This window comes from Phreatobacter sp. GW821-FHT04C01 (assembly GCF_059420385.1).
Genome location: NZ_JBWKTP010000013.1, coordinates 168,171 through 187,173, shown reverse-complemented (window position 1 = coordinate 187,173; position 19,003 = coordinate 168,171). Strand labels below are relative to the sequence as shown.

The 19,003-nt window shown below is 67.0% G+C and carries 16 protein-coding genes; 3 read left to right on the top strand and 13 right to left on the bottom strand.

The features are described from left to right. Positions 1-2,677: beta strand repeat-containing protein (locus AC07WJ_RS33760; protein ID WP_494939110.1), on the bottom strand; the 2,677-nt coding region annotated here is incomplete at its 3' end. A 318-nt stretch (positions 2,678-2,995) separates the two neighbouring features. Between AC07WJ_RS33760 and AC07WJ_RS33755 the strand changes: the two genes are divergently transcribed. Then, entirely contained in the window at positions 2,996-3,919 is a 924-nt protein-coding gene (locus AC07WJ_RS33755; protein ID WP_494939109.1) for a PLP-dependent cysteine synthase family protein, read from the top strand. A gap of 79 nt (positions 3,920-3,998) precedes the next feature. On the opposite strand, the gene AC07WJ_RS33750 is transcribed toward AC07WJ_RS33755, so the two are convergent. Further along, positions 3,999-5,294 carry an MFS transporter gene (locus tag AC07WJ_RS33750; RefSeq protein WP_494939108.1) on the bottom strand — a complete coding sequence of 432 codons (1,296 nt, stop codon included), beginning with the start codon at positions 5,292-5,294 and terminating at the stop codon, positions 3,999-4,001. A gap of 573 nt (positions 5,295-5,867) precedes the next feature. Here AC07WJ_RS33750 and AC07WJ_RS33745 point away from each other — a divergent pair. Beyond that, positions 5,868-7,535 carry a helix-turn-helix domain-containing protein gene (locus AC07WJ_RS33745; RefSeq protein ID WP_494939107.1) on the top strand — a complete coding sequence of 556 codons (1,668 nt, stop codon included), beginning with the start codon at positions 5,868-5,870 and terminating at the stop codon, positions 7,533-7,535. A 63-nt stretch (positions 7,536-7,598) separates the two neighbouring features. Here AC07WJ_RS33745 and AC07WJ_RS33740 read toward each other — a convergent pair whose 3' ends face one another. From AC07WJ_RS33740 to AC07WJ_RS33690, 11 genes are all read right to left on the bottom strand, one after another. After that, positions 7,599-11,264 (bottom strand): hypothetical protein, encoded by a 3,666-nt coding sequence (locus AC07WJ_RS33740; RefSeq protein WP_494939106.1) that lies wholly within the window; start codon positions 11,262-11,264, stop codon positions 7,599-7,601. A 108-nt stretch (positions 11,265-11,372) separates the two neighbouring features. Continuing rightward, a complete protein-coding gene (locus tag AC07WJ_RS33735; protein ID WP_494939105.1) occupies positions 11,373-11,771 on the bottom strand; it encodes a hypothetical protein in 399 nt (132 codons plus the stop codon). Continuing rightward, positions 11,771-12,871: a hypothetical protein gene (locus AC07WJ_RS33730; protein WP_494939104.1), complete on the bottom strand. Its 1,101-nt coding sequence runs from the start codon at positions 12,869-12,871 to the stop codon at positions 11,771-11,773. The genes AC07WJ_RS33735 and AC07WJ_RS33730 overlap by 1 nt, the downstream gene beginning before the upstream one ends. A gap of 40 nt (positions 12,872-12,911) precedes the next feature. Continuing rightward, positions 12,912-13,262, bottom strand: coding sequence for a hypothetical protein (locus AC07WJ_RS33725; RefSeq protein WP_494939103.1), 351 nt, complete (start codon positions 13,260-13,262; stop codon positions 12,912-12,914). 44 nt (positions 13,263-13,306) lie between these two features. Continuing rightward, a complete protein-coding gene (locus tag AC07WJ_RS33720) occupies positions 13,307-13,930 on the bottom strand; it encodes a RebB family R body protein (protein WP_494939102.1) in 624 nt (207 codons plus the stop codon). After that, positions 13,927-14,163: a RebB family R body protein gene (locus AC07WJ_RS33715; protein WP_494939101.1), complete on the bottom strand. Its 237-nt coding sequence runs from the start codon at positions 14,161-14,163 to the stop codon at positions 13,927-13,929. Before AC07WJ_RS33715 ends, AC07WJ_RS33720 begins: the two co-directional genes overlap by 4 nt. Before the next feature lie 94 nt (positions 14,164-14,257). Continuing rightward, on the bottom strand, positions 14,258-14,521 hold the full coding sequence (locus AC07WJ_RS33710) for a RebB family R body protein (RefSeq protein ID WP_136963421.1): 264 nt from the start codon (positions 14,519-14,521) through the stop codon (positions 14,258-14,260). Positions 14,522-14,588: 67 nt separating this feature from the next. Further along, entirely contained in the window at positions 14,589-14,855 is a 267-nt protein-coding gene (locus tag AC07WJ_RS33705) for a RebB family R body protein (protein ID WP_494939100.1), read from the bottom strand. A gap of 86 nt (positions 14,856-14,941) precedes the next feature. After that, entirely contained in the window at positions 14,942-15,211 is a 270-nt protein-coding gene (locus tag AC07WJ_RS33700) for a RebB family R body protein (protein WP_494939099.1), read from the bottom strand. A 76-nt stretch (positions 15,212-15,287) separates the two neighbouring features. After that, positions 15,288-15,572 carry a RebB family R body protein gene (locus AC07WJ_RS33695; RefSeq protein WP_494939098.1) on the bottom strand — a complete coding sequence of 95 codons (285 nt, stop codon included), beginning with the start codon at positions 15,570-15,572 and terminating at the stop codon, positions 15,288-15,290. A 792-nt stretch (positions 15,573-16,364) separates the two neighbouring features. Beyond that, on the bottom strand, positions 16,365-17,060 hold the full coding sequence (locus tag AC07WJ_RS33690; protein ID WP_494939097.1) for a TetR family transcriptional regulator: 696 nt from the start codon (positions 17,058-17,060) through the stop codon (positions 16,365-16,367). A gap of 341 nt (positions 17,061-17,401) precedes the next feature. Between AC07WJ_RS33690 and AC07WJ_RS33685 the strand changes: the two genes are divergently transcribed. Continuing rightward, positions 17,402-18,979 carry an ABC transporter substrate-binding protein gene (locus AC07WJ_RS33685; protein WP_494939096.1) on the top strand — a complete coding sequence of 526 codons (1,578 nt, stop codon included), beginning with the start codon at positions 17,402-17,404 and terminating at the stop codon, positions 18,977-18,979. The last annotated feature ends 24 nt before the right edge of the window (positions 18,980-19,003 follow it).

Sequence of the window (19,003 nt, the reverse complement as noted above, 5' to 3'; positions counted from 1 at the left end):
TGGTCACCGTGCCGCCGACATTAAACGTGCCGCCGGCATTGTTGGCGATGGCGCCGTTGATGGCGCCGCCATTGGCAATGACGGTGCCGGTATTGGTCAGGCCGCCGGCCACCGTGCCGCTTGACGTGAGCGTGCCGGAATTGCCGATGCCGGCGCTGCCGGTGAGCGAGCCGCCGGAAGCGACCGTCACCGAACCGGCATTGGAGATGAGCCCGGTCACAGTATAGTTGCCGGCGCTATTGACCGCGAGCGTCGCCCCGGTGGCATTGGTGAAGGTCGCATTGCTGGTCACCGTGCCGCCGACGGTGAAGGTGCCGGCATTGTTGGCAATGGCGCCGTTGATCGCCCCACCATTGGCAATGACGGTACCGGTATTGGTCAAGCCGCCGGCGACCGTGCCGCTCGAGATCAGCGAACCGGAATTGCCGATGCCGGCGCTGCCGGTGAGCGAGCCGCCGGAAGCGACCGTCACCGTGCCGGCATTGGTGAGGACCCCGGTCACCGTGTAATTGCCGGCGCTATTGACCGCGAGCGTCGCCCCGGAGGCATTGGTGAAGGTCGAATTGCTGGTCACCGTGCCGCCGACATTAAACGTGCCGCCGGCATTGTTGGCGATGGCGCCGTTGATGGCGCCGCCATTGGCATAAACCGCGCCGGTATTGGTCAGTCCACCGGCCACCGTGCCGCTTGACGTGAGCGTGCCGGCATTCCTGATGCCGGCATTGCCGGTCAAAACGCCGCCGGAAGCGACCGTGGTGATGCCGTTATTGGTGAGGAGACCGGTCACCGTATAATTGCCGGTGGCGCCAACCGCGAGCGTCGCGCCGGAAGCATTGGTGAAGGTGCTGTCGCTGGTCACCGTGCCGCCGACATTAAACGTGCCGCCGGCATTGTTCGAAATCGCGCCGTTGATGTAACCGCCATTGGCATGAACCGTGGCACTGTTGATCAGGCCGCCGCTGACCCCGCCCGCGGTCTGGGTGAAGCTGCCGCCGGTGACGGTGACACCCCCCGAGAGCGTGCCGCTATTGGTGGTCGTGCCGGCCGATTGGGTGAGCCGGCCCTGCACCCAGCCGCTATTGTCGAAGCTACCGCTATTGCCGACGGTGCCGGTGATCGTGCCGGCATTGATGAGCGTGCCGCCGACGCTGTTGACGGCGCTGCCGGACCAGGTCTGCCCGGCATTGTTGGTGATCGTGCCGGTATTGCTCAGGATGTTGCCGGTCCAGCCTCCCGCATTGGTGATCGTGCCGCTGTTGGAATTCACCTGCGAGGCCATGCTGCCGTTGTTGGTGACCGTGCCGCTGTTGGCGATGCGGCCGGAAAAGAGGCCCCCGTTGACGATACTGCCTGAATTGGTGGTGATGCCCGTGACCGAGATCGAACTCGCCACCTGGGTCGTGACCGTGCCGCTATTGTTCAGGGTGCTGGTGAGATTGAGCGTCTGGCCGGTCGACGTCTGCAGGCCGGCGCCCGCATTGACCGACCAGGCCAGCGAATTGGTGCCGTAGACGAACCAGGTCCCCGTGCCGTTGACCGCGACCGAGCTGAAGCCGGTGAATTGCGAGCCGAGCTGGTTCGAATTGAACTGCCCGTTGTCGCTGCCGCCGAGCCGCAGCTGATCGTTGCCGTCGCCGGCCACCTGGCCAGAGAACGAATAGCCGTTCCTCAGTTCCAGCGCATTGTTGCCGCTGGTGAAGGTCACCGCATTGGCCTGGCCCGTGCTGCCGTAGCCGCCATTGATCGCACCAGACGTGATGATGGTGAGGTTGGAGCCATAGACGCCCTCGCCACCCTGGCCCTGGGCGCCTGCGACGGACGAATAGAGCGACGATTGACCGGATCCGCCGGCCCCGCCGCCGCCGCCATTGCCACCCTGAACCGTGCCATTGTTGACGAAGGTGAAATTGGAGCCATAGACGCCGATGCCGCCGTCGCCGCCATTGCCGCCATTGCCGCCGACGATCCTGAACGCCGCCTCCGGCTGGGTGTTCGAGGCGTTGCCGCCATTGCCGCCGGTGCCGCCATCGCCGCCTCGGACGAAGCCGGTCGAGGTGACGACCGCCCCGCCACTGCCGACGACGCCATAACCACCGGCGCCACCACCACCACCACCGCCGCCGCCCGAAGCGCCTGTCGATGCGCTGGTCCCCGCGATATTGCCGCCGCGCCCGCCATTGCCGCCATTGCCGGCAACCGTTGGTGACGACAGGTCGGCGGTGCCGCCGCCGATGACCGAGCCGTGCCAGCCGCCATTGCCGCCGCCGCCGCCGCCCGGGGCAAATTGCACGCTGTCGCCGCCGGCATTGCCGGCCGTACCGCCGGGAATGATGACATCGGGGGAACCGGGCCCCGGCGATCCTGCATTGGTGCTGCCGCCCGTGCCGCCAATGCCGCCGCCGGCGCCACCACCGCCGCCACCGCCGCCACCGAGAAGGGTATGGACATAGCCGGGGTCGTGGACATTGGCGCCCTGGCCGCCGCTGCCCGTCTGCCCCACCGAACCGCCTGCGCCGCCGCGCGTGAAGGCGCCATTGGTCGTCCCGGTGTCATAGACCCCGCCGACGCCCGAACCGCCGGTACCGCCGCTGGTCTGGGCGAAGGCCGGGCCGGCACCGAGCAGGATGGCCGAACCAAGGGCCGCCGTCAGCGGCCCGAACGCCCGGCCAACCGCCATCGCCGAGACCGCCTTGCCGCGGCCCCCCCGAGATTTCCAACGCTGCGAACCCACGCCCTGTATGCCCTGTCTTCGTCCAGCACCCGGCAACCCGATGTTAACGCTAGGGCATTTCGAGAAGGGCTGTCTTCTCATCCAGCGCAAGGAAACGTGCCTGGGCGAAAAAACTGTCGCCACCGGCCCTACCCCGGCCGGCGGATGGCGTTTCGCGATTGTCTCGACGCCGTCTCCGATCTATGCATCTACATCTGATGTAGATACATCTATTAATGTCGCGGCCGACGTCACGTGCCGGCGACGAAACCAGGGACAAACGCCATGAGCCAATTGCCGCGGACCATCCTCGATCGCATCGGCAATACCTCGCTCATGGCCTTGCGCCACGTCGTGCCCGCCGATGGCGGCCGCATCTTGCTGAAACTGGAGAGCGAAAATCCGACCGGCAGCATGAAGGACCGCATGGCGCTCGCCATGATCGAAGCCGCCGAGGCCGACGGACGTCTCGCCGCCGGCGGCTCCGTGGTCGAATATACCGGCGGCAGCACCGGTGTTTCCCTGGCGCTGGTCTGCGCGGTGAAGGGTTATCCCCTCGATATCGTGACCTCGGACGCTTTCGCCCGCGAAAAGCTCGAACACATGAAGGCGCTCGGCGCCCGACTTCAGGTCGTGGCGAGCGACAGTGGCCGGATGACCGAAAAGCTGACCCGCGACATGATCGAAGCCGCCCGCGTGATCGCGGCCGAGACCGGCGGCTTCTGGACCGATCAGATGAACAACCGCGACCAGGTCGGCGCCTATCACGCCATGGCCGAAGAGATCTGGCTTCAGGCCGAAGGACGGGTCGACGGTTTCGTCCAGAGCGTCGGCACCGCGGCTTCGCTCAGGGGCACGGGCGAGGCCCTGCGGCGGCGCAATGGCGGGATCAGGATCGTCGCCGTCGAGCCGGCGGAATCACCGGTCCTGTCGGGCGGCCCGACCGGAGCCCACCGGATCGACGGAATCGGGGCCGGCTATGTCGTGCCACTCTGGCACGCCGCCATCGCCGACCGGATCGAACCGGTCTCGACCGATGAGGCCGCGGCCATGGCCCGGCGGCTCGCCCACGAGGAAGGCCTGTTCGCCGGCACCTCCACCGGCGCCAATGTCGTCGCCGCCCTGCGGCTCGCCGGGCAACTGGGGCCGGAGGCGACCATTGTCACCGTCATGTGCGATACCGGCATGAAATATCTCAGCAAACGGTAGGGTGTGACGATCTCGGATCGAGGCATTACATTAAGGTTGGCCGTCCTTCGAGGGTCGCTTCGCTCCCATACGCGCCGGCTCAGGCCGGCTTCGAGATCAATCCCATCCGGCCGGCGACCGCCCGCACCTTGCGTGGCGCCGCGATCCAGATCGCCGCCGCCGACAGCAGGCTCAAGGCGATGCCGATCCAGAAGGCAAGCGCGTAGTCACCGTAGACGTCGTGCAGGATGCCGGTGACCCAGGGGCCGGCCGCGCCGCCCATCAGGGCGACGAACATTACCGTGCCGAAGATCGTGCCGAAGTTCCGGCCCTGGAAGATCTCGGCGACGACCGCACCCATGATCGAGGTCAGGCCATAGCCGAGAAAACCCTGGACGATGACCATCACATAGACCAGCACCAGGGTCGGCGTGTGCTGCAGCATGATCAGCACCGCGAAACAGATCGCGAAGCCGAGGCACGAGATGGTCCAGATCCATTCCCGGCCGATCCGGTCGGACAGATGGCCGAGCGCGATCTGCCCGGGGATGCCGAACAGGCTGACCAGCCCGAGCGCCCAGGCCGCCGACGTGGCGGAAAAACCGATCTCGACCAGATATTTGGTCTGATGCACCTGAACCGCGTACCAGACGTAGAGACCGCAGAAATAGCCGAGCGACAGCCACCAGAACCGGGCCGTGCGCAGGGCGCGGCCGAGCGTCCAGTCGACGGCGGCCCAGGCGGGATCGACGACGTTGGACGGCGGTGCCGCGACCGCCGGCCCTGCCTGGCCGTCGCCATCGGGTTGCAGGCCGAGATCTTCCGGACGCTTGCGCAGCAGCAGGTTGAGCGGCGCCAGCACCGCGAGCAGCAAGATGCCCATCATGGTGCTCGCCGATCGCCAGCCGGCCTGATCGATCACCAGCTGCACCGCCGGCAGCAAGGTGATCGAACCGAGCCCGACGCCGGCAAAGGCGATGCCGACCGCCAGGCCGCGGCGCTTGACGAACCAGTTGGGCAAATAGAGCGATTGTCCGGAATAACCGAGGCAGACGCTGCCGCTGCCGACCAGGACGCCGATCGTGAGATAGAGATGCCAGGGTTGCGTGGTGAGCGGCGCCAGCAGCAGGCCGGCGCCCATCAGGATCACGCCGAGTTCCATCACGGTGCGCGGGCCGGTGCGGTCCATCAGCTTGCCGAGCAGTGGGCTGAGCACCGCCGAGATGAGAAAGCCGAAAGAAAAGGCCCCGGCCGTGACGCCGCGTTCCCAGCCGAACTCATCGATGATCGGCGAGAACAGCAAGGAGAAGGACGTACGGGCATTCACGCCGATGCCCATGGTGACGAAGGTCACCGCGACAATGACCCATCCGTAATAAAATGGCAGGCGGCGCATGGAGATTTCCTGGCAATTCGGGTCGCCGGACAAAGCGGCCGGCACTATGGCCGGTGCCCGTCCCGCGGGAAAGCCGGCTTGAGGGGGTGGCTGCTTCTCGCTTTCCGATTGTCAGGTTGCCGGCATCGCGCCATCGGTGAGGCCGGGACGACGGGGCGGCGCGCCTGGCCCTGCCCGATCACGGTGTTCGGTCGAGGACCGGATGATCGCCGCCGCGAGCCGGCTCGACACCGCACCACAACAACCTGCAGCTGCATGTCTATCAATCGCTCGACAGTATTCCCGCCAGCGGATTCAGGCCGCCATCAGCGATTTATTGAAACGACTACATCCATCGGTTGTGGATCCATGATCTCTGTGCCATGCTGATCGCGCAATGCTGTCACTCCTCCAGTGAGGGGGGCAGCCGAATATGACTTGTCATCCGATTGATCCATTCAGGGCGCGACGCGCAAGCTTGCCCCCCGGCGATCAGGCCGGCCAGGTCATGCGCCGTCACGGTGCTGAAGAAGTCCGACAGAACGTCGTGCCTTCACTGGAAACAGCCGTTGACTATCGCGATCGAGCATTCCGGTGAATGACCTGTTCCTCGGCGTCAACAGATCCTTTCGGACCTTGCCTGACCTGCTCGACAGCGTGATGCGCGCCCTCACCGAGCGCGCCGGCCTGGTCGGCGCGTCGGTGGTGCTGCGCGAGGGCGGTGCGCTCGACGTTCGCCGGGAGGGACGCACGATCGTCTCCGAATGGACCATCCGGCCGCGGGCGGGCGGCGCCTCGGGATCCGCGTCGCGCAGCCGGTCGGTCGATGATGCGGTCCACGCCGCGGAATGGTTCGGCGTCGAGCGCCCCGCCGCGCCGCAATTCGCCGCCCGCTCCGTCCACACCAAGGCCGGGCGGATCCTGCCGCTCGCCTATGCCGACACGCCGATCGGCGAGTTGCGGCTGATCGGGCGCAGCGCGGGCGACGCCAAGGGCCCGCCCCAGCCCTGGCTCGCCGGCTTCGCGCGGCAGCTCGCCTTCCTGATCATGCGCTACGAAGTCGAGGTCCGCGCCACCAGGCGGCTGGGCGCCCCGATGCGGTTGGTCGGCATGGGGCGGGTGCTGCAAGACCTCGAGACCCAGCTCGAGCGGGCCGCCCGCTCCGATCTGCCCGTCCTGCTCACCGGCGAGTTCGGCACCGAGAAACCGCAACTGGCGGCCATGATCCACTACGGCGGCGCGCGGCGCGACCAGCCCTTCGTCGAGGTCAATTGCGCGGAGCCGGTGGGATCGCCGTCGGCGTGGTTCGAAAAGGCGGCCGGCGGCACCGTGTTCCTGAGCGGAATCGACGAGCTCGAGCCCGCCATGCAGCGCCGCCTGCCCCTGGCCATGCGCTCCTCGCTGGGCCAGTGGCTGCCGGACGCCACCGCACCCGACGTGCGCGTGATCGCCGCCAGCACCGCCGACCTGCGCGAGCGGGTGCGCGACGGCCGCTTCTCGCAGGCCCTGCTGGCCGAGCTCGACTTTCTGTCGATCGCCGCCCCGCCCCTGCGCGACCGGCCCGAGGATATGGAGGCGCTCGTCGCCGCCGCTTTCGAGCGGCGTGGCTTTTCCGCCGCCGACAAGCAGAGCGATGCCTTGCTGGCGGCCTGCCGCGCCTATGCCTGGCCGGAAAACCTGTTCGAGCTCGAGAGGGTCGTGGCACGCCTGGCCGTGATGACCGACGGCCGGCCGATCGAGCGCGACGACATCCTGCGCCATACACCTTGGATCGCGTCGGCCCCGCCGCCCCGGCCGCGGCCGCACAAGGCCGCCGGCTTCCAGGAGCCGCCGGCCCGGCCGTTCGACTATGCGCCGTCGGGAGGACTGGACCGCTGGGTCCACTGCGCGCTCAACAAGGATACCGCCGAGCTGGGGCGGCTTCACGACGCGCTGCGCAAGGCCCTGCTCTATCTCGGCGACCACTATGCCGAGCCGATCTCGCTCGACCAGCTGGCGCGCCAGGCCCATGTCAGCCCATCGCATCTGAGCTTCCTGTTTCGCAGCGCCCTCGACATCCAGTTCAAGACCCTGCTCGGCCGGATCCGCGTCCACAAGGCCAAGGAAATCCTGGCCACCCAGGCCCGCCGGCAGATCACCGACGTCGCGATGAGCGTCGGCTTCACCGACCTGAGCCATTTCGAGAAGAGCTTTCGGCGTATCGTCGGCCAGACTCCGCGCGAGTTCCGCCGCGGCACCGCCGGCGGGGACGGCGCGCGCTAGTTCGGCGGGCGGCCGGCATCGGAGTGCCGCGTCGCGGCGCGATCCCAAGAGCTCGTGTTCCGCCTATTGCTGAAGGTAGTCGTTGCGCGGATCGAGCTGCTGAACCGCGGCCTGGCCGCCCTGGCTTTGCAGGATGTCGAGGACTTCGTCGACGTCCTGCGCCGAGAGGAAGTGGACCACGTTGATGCGGGCGGCCACGAGCGGCGGAACCGGCGAGACCGACAGGTCGGTGTCCAGCGTCAGGATCTGCTGGCCGGAATCGTAGACGGTGAACGGCGTCGGGCAACGCGCAAGACCGGTGAACAGCGCCAGGACATTGCAGCGGAACGGCCTGAAATGTGCCCAGATCTGCTGGAACGACGCATTGGCTGGAGGCGGCCGCTGGATCCGATATTGCGGCGCGGTGAGGATCTGCACGGCGCGCGCGGTGACCATGGTCTGCACCTGATCACGGTCGAAATCGGCGAATTGCGCCGGCACGAAGCCGAGAATGGCGCGCTCCGCCGGCCCGATATTGGTCGGCAGCGTCGCAAAGATGAGCGCCCGCAGCTGCCCCCAGATCGTCTGGCTGTTGCCATAGGCGGTGTCGAAGATCTGGCCGATCTCCCAGAAGGTGAAGAATGCCGAGACCGCGTCGAGGTCGCCCGCATAGCGCCCGAGATAGCGAGCGATGTCGTCTTGCGTCCAGGGCTGTACCTCCGGCAGATGGCTGAGGCCGGTCACGCCGCGGGTGATCACCGTCATCTCGTCATTGATCGCATTGCGGATGGCGTTGCGGTTGCGCGCCGCCAGATCGCCCTTGATCCGGCCCCAGAGTTCCCGGGTCATGATCACTTCGGTGATGCTGTAGACATTGGAATAGAGCACCCCGTCCTCGGCGCAGAGCGCCGCAAAGGTCGGCAGCAGCGCGGTGGAGACGCAGAAGTCGAGGACGAGGATCCGCGCGCGCAGGCCGGAGCGCCGCATCGGGTCGACCAGATAGGTCTGCAGGTCGGCGGCCGACCAATTGCCGAACTGGCCGGCGCCGCCGACGATGCCGCCGTGATCCTGGTTGAGCACCAGGAGGTCGAGCGTGCGGTCCTCATCGCTCGGCGGCAAGGTCAGCGCCCGGCGCAGCGCCTCCCGGTTGCCGGTCATGACGATCTGATAAGCCGTGCCGTCCTGATAATAGCGCGGCGGATAGTCGGCATTCGGGCCGATCGCCATGGCCGCGCTGCTGATCATCAGATGCCGGCCGAAGGGTGCGGGCGGCGGCTCCGGGTTCTCCGCGCGCAGCAGGATTTCGGTGAGCGCGGCGGTGGTCTCCTTCAGCCGGGCGCGGGCGCCGAACTCCTCGACCGCGGCCGAGCGCCTGCGGTACTCCATGATCAGGTCGCGCAGGCCGAGCGTCGGATGATCCCAGATATAGGCCAAGAGCGGCCAGATCCCGGGCTTGGCGGTGCCGATCGTGATCATCAGGGGCGCATAGGTGAACGGCTTGATCTCCACCTCGCTCGGCCAGAACAGCCGCAGCGGGCCCGCCGGATCGGCCGGCGCGACCTCCGCGAAGGTGCCGGGATTGTCGTCGAGATATTCGGTGACCAGCGGCTCGACCAATTGCATCATCGTCGCGCGGTCGGCCGCGGGGTTATAGGCATAGATGCGCAGCGAGGCGACATCGACGGGCTGTATCTCGGCCGGCCGGGCGAATTTGGTGTAGTCGGCATGGAGGAAGGCGGCCAGGCTGCCGGTCACCGCGATCTGAGCCTCCAGCTCCTCGCCCGGTGAGAAGACCGAGGCGGCGTAGATCGACTGGATGAAGTTGCCGATGACGGCGTGCTGCTCCTGCATGAACTTGCCGCGCAGTTCGAAATGGACCGTCATCTGCTTGGAGATCCACTGCGCATAGCCGACGGCGTCGGACAGCAGCCGATAGATCGGCCGCCATTGCGGATAGTCGCGGATGGCGTCGTTCAGATCGGCGGGATATTGCGCGAGTTCCGCGGCATTGGCGAGGTTTCCGGCAAACAGGCCATCGAAACACTTGGCCAGGTTCGGATCGAGATCCACGGCATAGGCCCGGCAGAACTGGCTGAGGATGCAGATCAGGGCGCGCTTGACCCCGAGGTCGTGCACCTGGCCGATCGCCGCCAGCGATTGGGGAAGAAGATCGGCCGGAATATGGTCCTGTTCTTCCTTGATGGCGACCGCCAGGCCGGCGTCGGGCAAGGTCAGGATGGTGTAGAGACGCTCGATGCGGGCGGGCGCCTTGCTCATCGACGGCGACAGGCCGGTGAAGACCTCGCGCACCAGCATCAGATATTCGTTGATGTAGTAGAGATAGCCGGGATAGGGCATGCCGTCGTCGGCGACCAGCAGCTTGCCGTTCAGCTGGGCCCATTGTTCCATCGCCTCGACGGTATCGTTGCGCGGCAGGCCGACATCGATCAGCTCGGATTTGCAATTCATCCGATAACGTTCGGCGAGTTGTTCATCGTCGACCACAGGCACATCGGGATCGGGGGCCACCGGCCCCGGATCGGCCCCGCCGCCGCCACCGGCCGCGGCGCCTCCGACCGCCGGCTGAACCGGCGGCGGGACAGTGTCGAGTTCGTCCTGAAACTGCTCAGCCTCGTGCTGCATCAGCACATAGAGCTCGCGCTTGAAGCCCTGGAGCGCCAGCAGCACGGCGTTCTGAATGTCCTGGAACAGCTGGTACCATTGCGCCGCCGGCAGGTTCGGGTTGATGACGATCTGGGTGTCCCAGTCGTTCTCGCCGGTCTCGGGCTGGCCTTCGAGATATTTGATCGCCCTGCCGCCCTTCAGGAAGAACAAGGTGTTGCGCGAGGGGTCGACGATCCCGATCAGCGCGTTCAACTCGAGCAGCTTGTCGCGCAGCCAGGTCGAGAGCCAGGGATGACCATTGGCGATGAGCTTGGTCAGGCCTTTGCTCGCGCCCATCGCATCGCCCGGGCGGATGACCTCGCCGGACTCGATCCGGTAGCGCACCAGGAGCCGGAAGAGATAGAAGCCCTCGATGGCGTAGAACATCTGCACCGCCGCGACGCTCTTCTCGAAAGTCTCTTCGAGCGCCGCCGAACCGACGTCGAGATGCTTCCAGGCGACCTGGAACTGCTGCCAGTTCGTGGCCCGGCGGATCCACCTGTCCAGGTCGTTGAACTCGCGGATTGCCTCATTCAGGATCGGTGCGCCCCAAGGCAAGGAGCCGGGAATGGTGAAGAACGAGCCCAGCACGGCGTCGCATTCGCGCAACACCAGGAGCAGCGACCGGCGGACGTCTTCCGGATCGGCCTGGGCGCGGATGGCCTCGGCCAGCGGCGGCAAGGCCTTGCGGGCGTATCGCAGCCGATCTTCCATGATCGGGAACCGCTCGCCGCGATACTCGCCGCCGCGCGGCACGCCGAGCAACCGCGGCGGGCCGGCGTCGAACAGGAAGAACTCGCCCATCGCCCGGGACTCGACCTCCTTGCGCAGGTCGGGGTCGACGATCCCGCGCACGGCGTCGTGGACGATGCCCTGGTACTCGTTCTCGAGCGCCTGCATCGGGTGCACGGCGGCCGCCTTCCAGATCAGCGCCTGGTCCCTCTGGTTGGCGAGCGAGATGGTCTGGCCCGGTTTCGACGGCGCGAGCTCGGCGACATAGCGCAGGCAACTCCAGGCGGTCGCCGGCCCGCGCTGACGCTTGGCGGGAGGGGCAACGACCTGGAACGGGCGCAAGCGTTTGGGCATCGGGTTTTCTCGCCTACGCTGGATCGCTCGCGTGCAACGTCGTCCGGCCGCGCGGGACCGGATGAGCCGCGATGCGATTTCGGGACCTGTCGCCGGAATGCCGGATCGCTATTGCGTCTGGGCGATGATGTGGTCGGTGGCGGCGACTGCCTCGGTCGCCCGCAATTGCGCGATGTCGACGGCCTTTTCCTGCGCCACCTGGGCAGCGTGGACGGCGCGCTCGGCGATGGCCTCGGCATGGTCGACCACCCGCTCGATCGTGAGGTCGGTATGATGGACCGCCCGCTCGGCGATCGCCTCGGCATGCTCGCCGCGTGCGCGTTCGGCCGGCACCAGGCGGCCCTCGCCGACGGAGGCCTCGCGCACGGCTTCGGACGCGACCGCCTCGGCCTCGCGGGCGCGGATCTGAGCGCGCTCGGCGGCCTCCTGGGACGGCCGGCTGTTGACGGGGATGATCCGCTCGGCAGGCGCGCGGCGGGCAATTCTCGGCTTGCGGAGCTTCGGCATTAGACTTTCTCCATGGTGGCTTCGGCACGGCCGTGACCCGCGCTCGTTGCCGGCTTGCGTTTGGGTTTGCGTCGGAAGCCGTTCAGGGTGATCAGGCCGGCTGCGGTGAGCTGAAGCTCCGCTTCGTGGTCGCTGCCTTCGATCGGGAAGACGCAGGAGGCGCCGTCCTGCGCCATCAGGCCGAAGGTCACCGGCACGGCGCGCAGCAGGTTCTGGGCGGCACTGACATAACCGCTGACGAAGACGTCCGGGTCGTCGGCGCCGTTTTCCTCGAAGGTGGTGTTCTCGATGATCTGCTGGGCGCCCAGCGACAGCCGGGTGAAGCCGATGCGGCGGCCGGAGGAGAGCCGGTCCTTGACCGCCTCCGCCACTTCGGCCGGGGCGACGAGGCCGCCGACCTGCGGGCAGTCGAGATGATCGAACAGCCGGGGTCCGAGGGCCGCGAGCGCGGTCTCGCACAGCAGCTGGCGCTCCTCCGGCGAGGCGGCCCGCCCGCCGAGCTTGCGGGTATATTGCAGGAAGAACTTGAAATAGTCGGCGAATTCCGCCGGCGTATGGCCCTGGGCGCGGGCAAAGGCGGCGGCCTCCTTCTGCAGCTCGATCCCGGGCGGCGTGCGGTCGTCGGGCAGATGCAGGAGGTCGTAGATCGCCATGCGCCCCTCGTAGCCGAGGAACTGAAAGACCGGCGCGTCGGCGACGCCGAGATCGGCGAGGAAGCTGGTGGTCGGCGCCAGGTCCTCTTCGGCCAGCAAGGCATGATCGGCCAGGATGCGCTTCAGCTGCACCGCTGCCTTGGCACTCTTGTCGCCGTGCTCGATGCGCTGCAGCAGCCGGAGGTCCGCCGCGCCGAGCGTCATCAGCTTCACCGGGCTGACCGCCAATCCGAGATTGGGCAGCAGAGCCAGGCGCGAGGCGTGAAGGCCCTGCTGCACGGCACCGACAAAGGCCGTCTCGTCGGGGAATTGATAGGTCGTCGCGGATTCCAGCGCCGCCCAGTCGAACCACTGGGACCCGCCGTCGACGAAGGCGAGCGCGAGCCGGCCGATATCGGACAGGTCGGCGCGCCGCATCAGCGCAGTGTCGGCCACCATCAGGGTCATATGCGTAACACTCCGCTCAAATGCCGGGATGAATATCGGATCAACCGGACGGGAACCCCTTGAGCACCCCCGCGGCCGCGGCGCCGATGGCGCCGTAGTCCTCGGTGGCGCCCTTCATCAATTGCTGGGCATGGGTCAGGGCCTTGGCATAGCGGTCGTCGCCGGTGGCCAGGTACTGCGCCATGGCGACACCGACCGCGGTTGTGGCGATCGTCGAGACGTTGCGCAGCGCGTCGGTGGCGTCCTGCACCGCGATCGCCGCCGACTGGGCAACGGATTGATAGGCCTTGCCCGCTCCGCTGGTCAGCACGACCTGCGGTCCCATTGTGGCCAGCTGCGCCTGGTTGATGACGTCGATGACCTGTGCGTTGACGCTTGTCGGATCCGGCATGTCGTCTCCTTAAACCTGTATTCGCGCGCGACGTCCGCGCAGCCTCAGCCCCCGGGCGGCGGCGTGGGGGGCGCGGCATCCTTGGCAAGCTGGGCCAGGTCCGCCTGGGCCTGGGCGGCATTGGCGCCGGTGCCCTTGGCCTCGGCCTGCAGGATGCCGATGGCGGCACCACCTTCGGCGAAGGCGGCGGCGATCACCGCCGCGGGCGGCGGCGTGCTGGCCGCGGCATCCTTGGCAAGCTGCGCCAGGTCCGCCTGGGCCTGGGTGGCATTGGCGCCAGCGCCCTTGGCCTCGGCCTGCAGGATGCCGATGGCGGCCTCGCCTTCGGCGAAGGCTGCCGCAATCATCGCCTTGGGCGGCATGCTGGGCGGTGGCCCCGGCAGCGGGTTGACCACCGGCGGGTCGGGCGGCGCCGGCGGTGACGGCGGGGGAACGATCGGGAACGGCGTCTGCAGCATCTTGGCGCAGGCGGCCGTCACCGCGGCGGCACTGACCATGCCGCCGCCCTGCTGGCGGCCGACCGCGTTGTGCATGGCCATGCCGAGGGTCTCGACCATGACGGCATCCAGCATGCCGAAGGCCTGGGACGGCGACTGGCCGCTCAGCAGCGTGACGACGCTGGCGACGGAATCGACCACCCGGCTGTTGACTGTGCCTTCATCGCTCATGTGCCTGTAGCTCCCTTCGAAATGATCAGCGCCAGAGCCTGAACCGTGGCGGCGTTGGCGATGATCTGGCCGCGCTGCTGATTGGCCACCGCATTGGCCATGGCGAGCGCGATGCTGTCGGCGCCGGCCAGGTAGGTCATCGCCATGGCCGCCGACGGGGCGAGCGCCACGTTCAGCGTCACGCCCGTCGCGACCGAGCCGGTCATGGTCGCGATGCCGGATCCCTCGGCCACGCTGACATTCCCCCGCCTGGGACGGCGCCCCCTATGCGGACCGGCCGCTGTCCGTCCGGCCGATGGCGCGAACGGACCTCGTCACGGCTTCGCGTCAGTAGATCTTGTGGGTCGCCATGCCGGTGGAGGCGGTGTCGACGGTCAGCAGCGTGGCGACCGCCTGGGCGGTCGAGGCCTGCATGGTGACATAGGACTGCTGCTGGTTGTTGGTGGCGTTGTGGGCGGCGTTGGAAAGGGCCTGGCTCGTGGTGACGAACAGGTTGCCCATCGCCATCGCCGGCGCGTCGCCCAGGACCTTGGTGTTGACCTGGGTGATGGAGTCGGTGATCTGGCTGTTGAGCGATGTCGGGAAAGCCATCGAAGATGCTCCTTGTCGTGCGGGGGGTTATGGCTGGATCAGGCGGCGCCGGGACGCCGCCGGCGCGTCATCCGAGGATTTTCTTGGTCGCCACTCCCGTCGACGCGGTGCCGAGGGAATAGAGCAGCGCAACGCCCGTGGTGGTGGCGGCCTGGGCCGTCACATACATCTGCTGCTGCGCCATGGTGGCGTTGTGCGCCGCATTGGCCAGGGCCTGGGCGGTGGCCTGGTAGAGATTGCCCATGGCGATGGCCGGCGAAGCGCCGAGCACCTGGACATTGGCCTGGGTCACGGAATCCGTGATCTGATCATTGACGGCGGTCGGAAAGGCCATGGCTGGAAATCCTTGGGGTCGTCATTCCGGAGACACTGCGTCGCGGGCCCCTGCTCTTAGGCGGCTGAGGGCCGGCGAGATGCGCGTCAGGACGACAGGATGTCCTTGGTCGCCACGCCGGTGGCCGCGGTGTCGAGCGAGTACAGGGTCGCGACCCCCATGGTGGTGGCGGCCTGGGCGGTGACATAACTCTGCTGCTGGGCGTTGGTGGCGTTGTGCGCCGCATTGGCCAGCGCCTGGGCGGTCGCCTGGTAAAGGTTGCCCATGGCGATGGCCGGGGCGTCGCCCAGCACTTTGGTATTGGCCTGGGTGACCGAGTCGGTGATCTGGCTGTTGACAGCCGTCGGGAATGCCATGTGGACCTCCTATGATGCCTTCGGGGTCGAACGGCCGAAAGGCCTGGGGTTGAGCGGTTGCGGGTGACGGCGCGGACTAGAGGCCGCGAACCGACGGCGTGAGGATGTCCTTGGTGGCGACGCCGGTGGCCGCGGTGTCGAGCGAATAGAGGGTCGCGACCCCCATCGTCGTTGCCGCCTGGCTGGTGACGTAGCTCTGCTGCTGGGCGTTGGCGGCATTGTGGGCCGCATTGGCGAGCGCCTGGGCGGTCGCCTGGTAGAGATTGCCCATGGCGATGGCGGGCGCGTCGCCCAGCACCTTGACGTTGGCCTGCGTCACCGAGTCGGTGATCTGGTCGTTGACGGCTGTGGGGAATGCCATTGCCTCTCCTCGCGTGCTGAGTGTGCCCCCGCCGACGCAGCCGGCGAGCTCCCGAGGCAACTTTCGGTTGCCTTGATGGAGCACACCCACCCTAGGGACGCCAGAATGCGGAAGATTGGCGTGGACGCTGAAAATACTCGCTTAGATTGCGAAAAAGCGCGCATGACGGAACGGCAATGCGGGCAAAGCCGTTGCCCCGCCCAGCGGCAGTCCATCGTCGTCATCCGCCGCGGCAGCCGTTGCACCCGGCCGTTGCGCGACAACAGGCGGATTCGGCGGAATCGCGCATTCGGCGGAATCGACGGAACCCCGCCGGATCGCCGAACCGGCGCTCCGCCTTGCACTGAGCATGTCGAGGACGCGGTGTCGCGGAATGCGCAATGGCCTGGATGCCGCCGGAGGCGGTACGGCCGCATCGGGCCGTGCGTCGCGTCAGACGCCGGCACCTTAGCAGATCCCGCCGGGGGCGTCGCGGCCGCGGCCCCCTCGCCTTCCGTCAGCCAGGCGAAGCCTCGCCGCCGGCCGACCGAACCGGCGTAGGCGGTTAGTATCGCTGGGTTGTTATTGTGACCGTTTGATTCTGGAGCAACAATTCATGGATGCCCGGGACAAGCCCGGGCAAGACGATGTGTCGATCTTGCTGTGTGCAGGGCCGCGGCGCGGGTTCTGCGCTCGGTCGGTCCAGCACCTGTCGCTCCGAGGACAATTCTCGTCTTGCCCGGGCTTGTCCCGGGCATCCGCGAATTTATCCACTCGGGGAAATCAAGCCATCATCATCACCGTGCAGCAACACTAGGCAACGACCGCGGCCATGGCGAAGTCGATGACGTGCTGGCGCCGTTCCGCGAGGGCTGCGTCGCCCGTCAGATCCGTGTCGAGGACCGCCGACAGGGTGTAGGCGTTGGAGATATTGAAGAAACACAAGGCGCTGATGCTGATATAGAGCTGGCGCGCATCGATGCCCGCTCGGAAAACCCCGGCATTCTCGCCATTCCTGACCAACGCGTCGAGCCGTTGGATCAGCGGTTCGTACATCGCCTTCAAGGTCTTCGATTTCCCGATAATCTTGCCCTTGTTGATGTTTTCGCTGCTCAGCAGGCTGACGAAATCCCTGTTCTCCTGGACATGATCGAACATGAACGTCACGAAGTCGCGCAGCGCGGCCAGCGGATCGGCGGCGTTCGGGTCGAGGCTCGGATCATTCGACCGGAACGCCACATAGGCCGCCTCGAGAACGGCGAGATAGGCCTTCTCCTTCGAGCCGAAATGATGGGACAGGATCTGGTTGCTGACGCCGGCCCGCTTGCAGATGCGGGCGATGCTGGCGGCGTGATAGCCGAGATGTGCGAACTCCCTGTAGGCGGCGTCCAGCAGGTTTTGCCGCGTACGCTCGGGATCGCGCGTCCGCTTGGACCGGACCGGCCGGCGCGTGGAGGAAATCCAGTATTCCGGTGTCTGTTCGTCCGAGGCGCGACTGCGGTTTTTCAATTTCGAAAATGTCCCAAACTCGATGTCGTCGGATGCGGCGCCTCGTCAGCGACCTGATGCCCCCTCGGGGCTTCGTTCACCCCGGCCGGACCCAGCATCTAGCGCATCTCAGCTTCTTATTCAATCATTCGCCTGATTGACATATGCCTTTGCAGGGCCGGACCACTGAATCCATACGTCCACTCACAACCGTCTGGAAAACCAGCAGGAAAGGCCATGATCGATCGGGCGTGACCGGACTTTGAATTTAATCAATCAATCAGCTGATTGACTCCCAATTCGCCCTCTGTATGCTCGCGGCTCTCGACATGACGTTCGCGAGAGACCTGGAGGGCAGCCCCATGAGATTTCCGAAGCTCTTTGCCGTGGCGCTTTCGACTTTTCTGCTGGCGCCGGGCCTTGGCGGCGCCGCTGCCCAGAAGGGCCCGCAGGTGCTGCGCGTCGTCAGCGGCGACGTCACCGATCTGGACCCGACACAGGGCAGCAGCCGCGTTTCGCGCGTCTATGCGCAAATGGTGTTCGACACGCTCTTTGCACTCGACAGCACGCTGTCGGCCAAACCCATGATGGTCGAGAGCTTTTCGGTCAGCGACGACGGCCTCAGGCGCCACTACACCTTGCGGAGCGGCCTGCGCTTCCATGACGGAAGCCCGGTCACCGCGCGCGACGTGACCGCCTCCATCGCGCGCTGGATGGACAATACCTCGGTCGGCGCGCAGCTGAAGTCGCGCCTGGCCGCCATGACCGCCGAGGATGACCGCAATATCAGCCTGGTCCTGACCGAGCCCTTCGGCCTCGTCGAATTTCTGCTGGCCGGAGCGGGATCACCGATCCCGGCCATCATGCGCGAGGCTGACGCGAAGCGGCCCTACAACACGCCCATGCCGGTACCGGTCATCGGCTCCGGCCCGTTTCGTTATGTCGATGCCGAGCGGCTGGAGGGAAGCCGCGTCGTGTTCGAGCGATATCCCGACTATCCCGCGCGCAGCGAACCCACCGATGGTCTCGCCGGCGCACGGGTGGTCAAGGTCGACCGGGTCGAATGGCTCATCCTGCCCGACGCGACGACCGCCTCGAATGCGCTGGCCGCGGGCCAGGCCGACTTCTGGGCCGAGGCCGACCCGGACCAGATCGCCTTTCTGCGTGCCCGCGGCCTGCGCGTGAGGCCGAACGGCCTTCCCTTCGTGTCCTTCGTCCGCCCCAATTTTCGCTTTCCCCCGTTCAACGACGTCCGGGCGCGCCAGGCGATCGCCCTGCTGGTCGACCAGAACGAGATCATGCCTGCGGTCGCCGGCGATGCCGACTGGAAGACCTGTTACGGTTTCGGCGTCTGCGGGACGGCGCTTGGAACCGAAGCCGGCGCGGAACCCTATCGCCGGCTGGATGTCGAGCGGGCCCGGCGCCTGCTCGCCGAAGCCGGCTATCGCGGCGAAACGATCGTGTTGCTGAGCACGCCGACCGGCCCCAACAATGTCGTGGCCCAGGTTCTGGCCCAGCGCCTCCGCCAGGCCGGCGTGAAGGTCGACCTGCAGGTGACCGACCTTCCCACGCTGTTGCAGCGCGTCCGCAACAAGGACCGGACACCAGCGACCGGCGGCTACCACCTGTTCGCCTACAATGCCACCGGCAGCATCTGGTTTCATCCGCTGACCAATTCGGCCCTGGACCTGTCCTGCGGCGGCCAGAACTGGCCGGGTTTCCCCTGCGACGAGGCGGGCGAAGCGCTCCGCCAGCGCTTCCTGCGCGCCACCGACGCGGCCTCGGCCAAGGCCGCCTTCGCGCCCTTCGCGGACCATCTCTGGCAGTTCCTGCCCTATGTGCCCGTCGGGCAATGGGAGGTGGTGAATGCCTATCGCGCCAATATCGCCGGCGTCCTGCACGCCTATGTTCAACCCTACTGGAATATCGAGAAGCGCTGACGACCGCGCTGCAAGCTCACCACC

Excerpts from the sequence above, each read along its gene's own strand:
- AC07WJ_RS33755 (WP_494939109.1), top strand. The coding sequence starts at position 2,996 with ATGAGCCAATTGCCGCGGACCATCCTCGATCGCATCGGCAATACCTCG.
- AC07WJ_RS33750 (WP_494939108.1), bottom strand. The coding sequence starts at position 5,294 with ATGCGCCGCCTGCCATTTTATTACGGATGGGTCATTGTCGCGGTGACC.
- AC07WJ_RS33740 (WP_494939106.1), bottom strand. The coding sequence starts at position 11,264 with ATGCCCAAACGCTTGCGCCCGTTCCAGGTCGTTGCCCCTCCCGCCAAG.
- AC07WJ_RS33735 (WP_494939105.1), bottom strand. The coding sequence starts at position 11,771 with ATGCCGAAGCTCCGCAAGCCGAGAATTGCCCGCCGCGCGCCTGCCGAG.
- AC07WJ_RS33730 (WP_494939104.1), bottom strand. The coding sequence starts at position 12,871 with ATGACCCTGATGGTGGCCGACACTGCGCTGATGCGGCGCGCCGACCTG.
- AC07WJ_RS33725 (WP_494939103.1), bottom strand. The coding sequence starts at position 13,262 with ATGCCGGATCCGACAAGCGTCAACGCACAGGTCATCGACGTCATCAAC.
- AC07WJ_RS33720 (WP_494939102.1), bottom strand. The coding sequence starts at position 13,930 with ATGAGCGATGAAGGCACAGTCAACAGCCGGGTGGTCGATTCCGTCGCC.
- AC07WJ_RS33710 (WP_136963421.1), bottom strand. The coding sequence starts at position 14,521 with ATGGCTTTCCCGACATCGCTCAACAGCCAGATCACCGACTCCATCACC.
- AC07WJ_RS33705 (WP_494939100.1), bottom strand. The coding sequence starts at position 14,855 with ATGGCCTTTCCGACCGCCGTCAATGATCAGATCACGGATTCCGTGACC.
- AC07WJ_RS33700 (WP_494939099.1), bottom strand. The coding sequence starts at position 15,211 with ATGGCATTCCCGACGGCTGTCAACAGCCAGATCACCGACTCGGTCACC.
- AC07WJ_RS33695 (WP_494939098.1), bottom strand. The coding sequence starts at position 15,572 with ATGGCATTCCCCACAGCCGTCAACGACCAGATCACCGACTCGGTGACG.
- AC07WJ_RS33685 (WP_494939096.1), top strand. The coding sequence starts at position 17,402 with ATGAGATTTCCGAAGCTCTTTGCCGTGGCGCTTTCGACTTTTCTGCTG.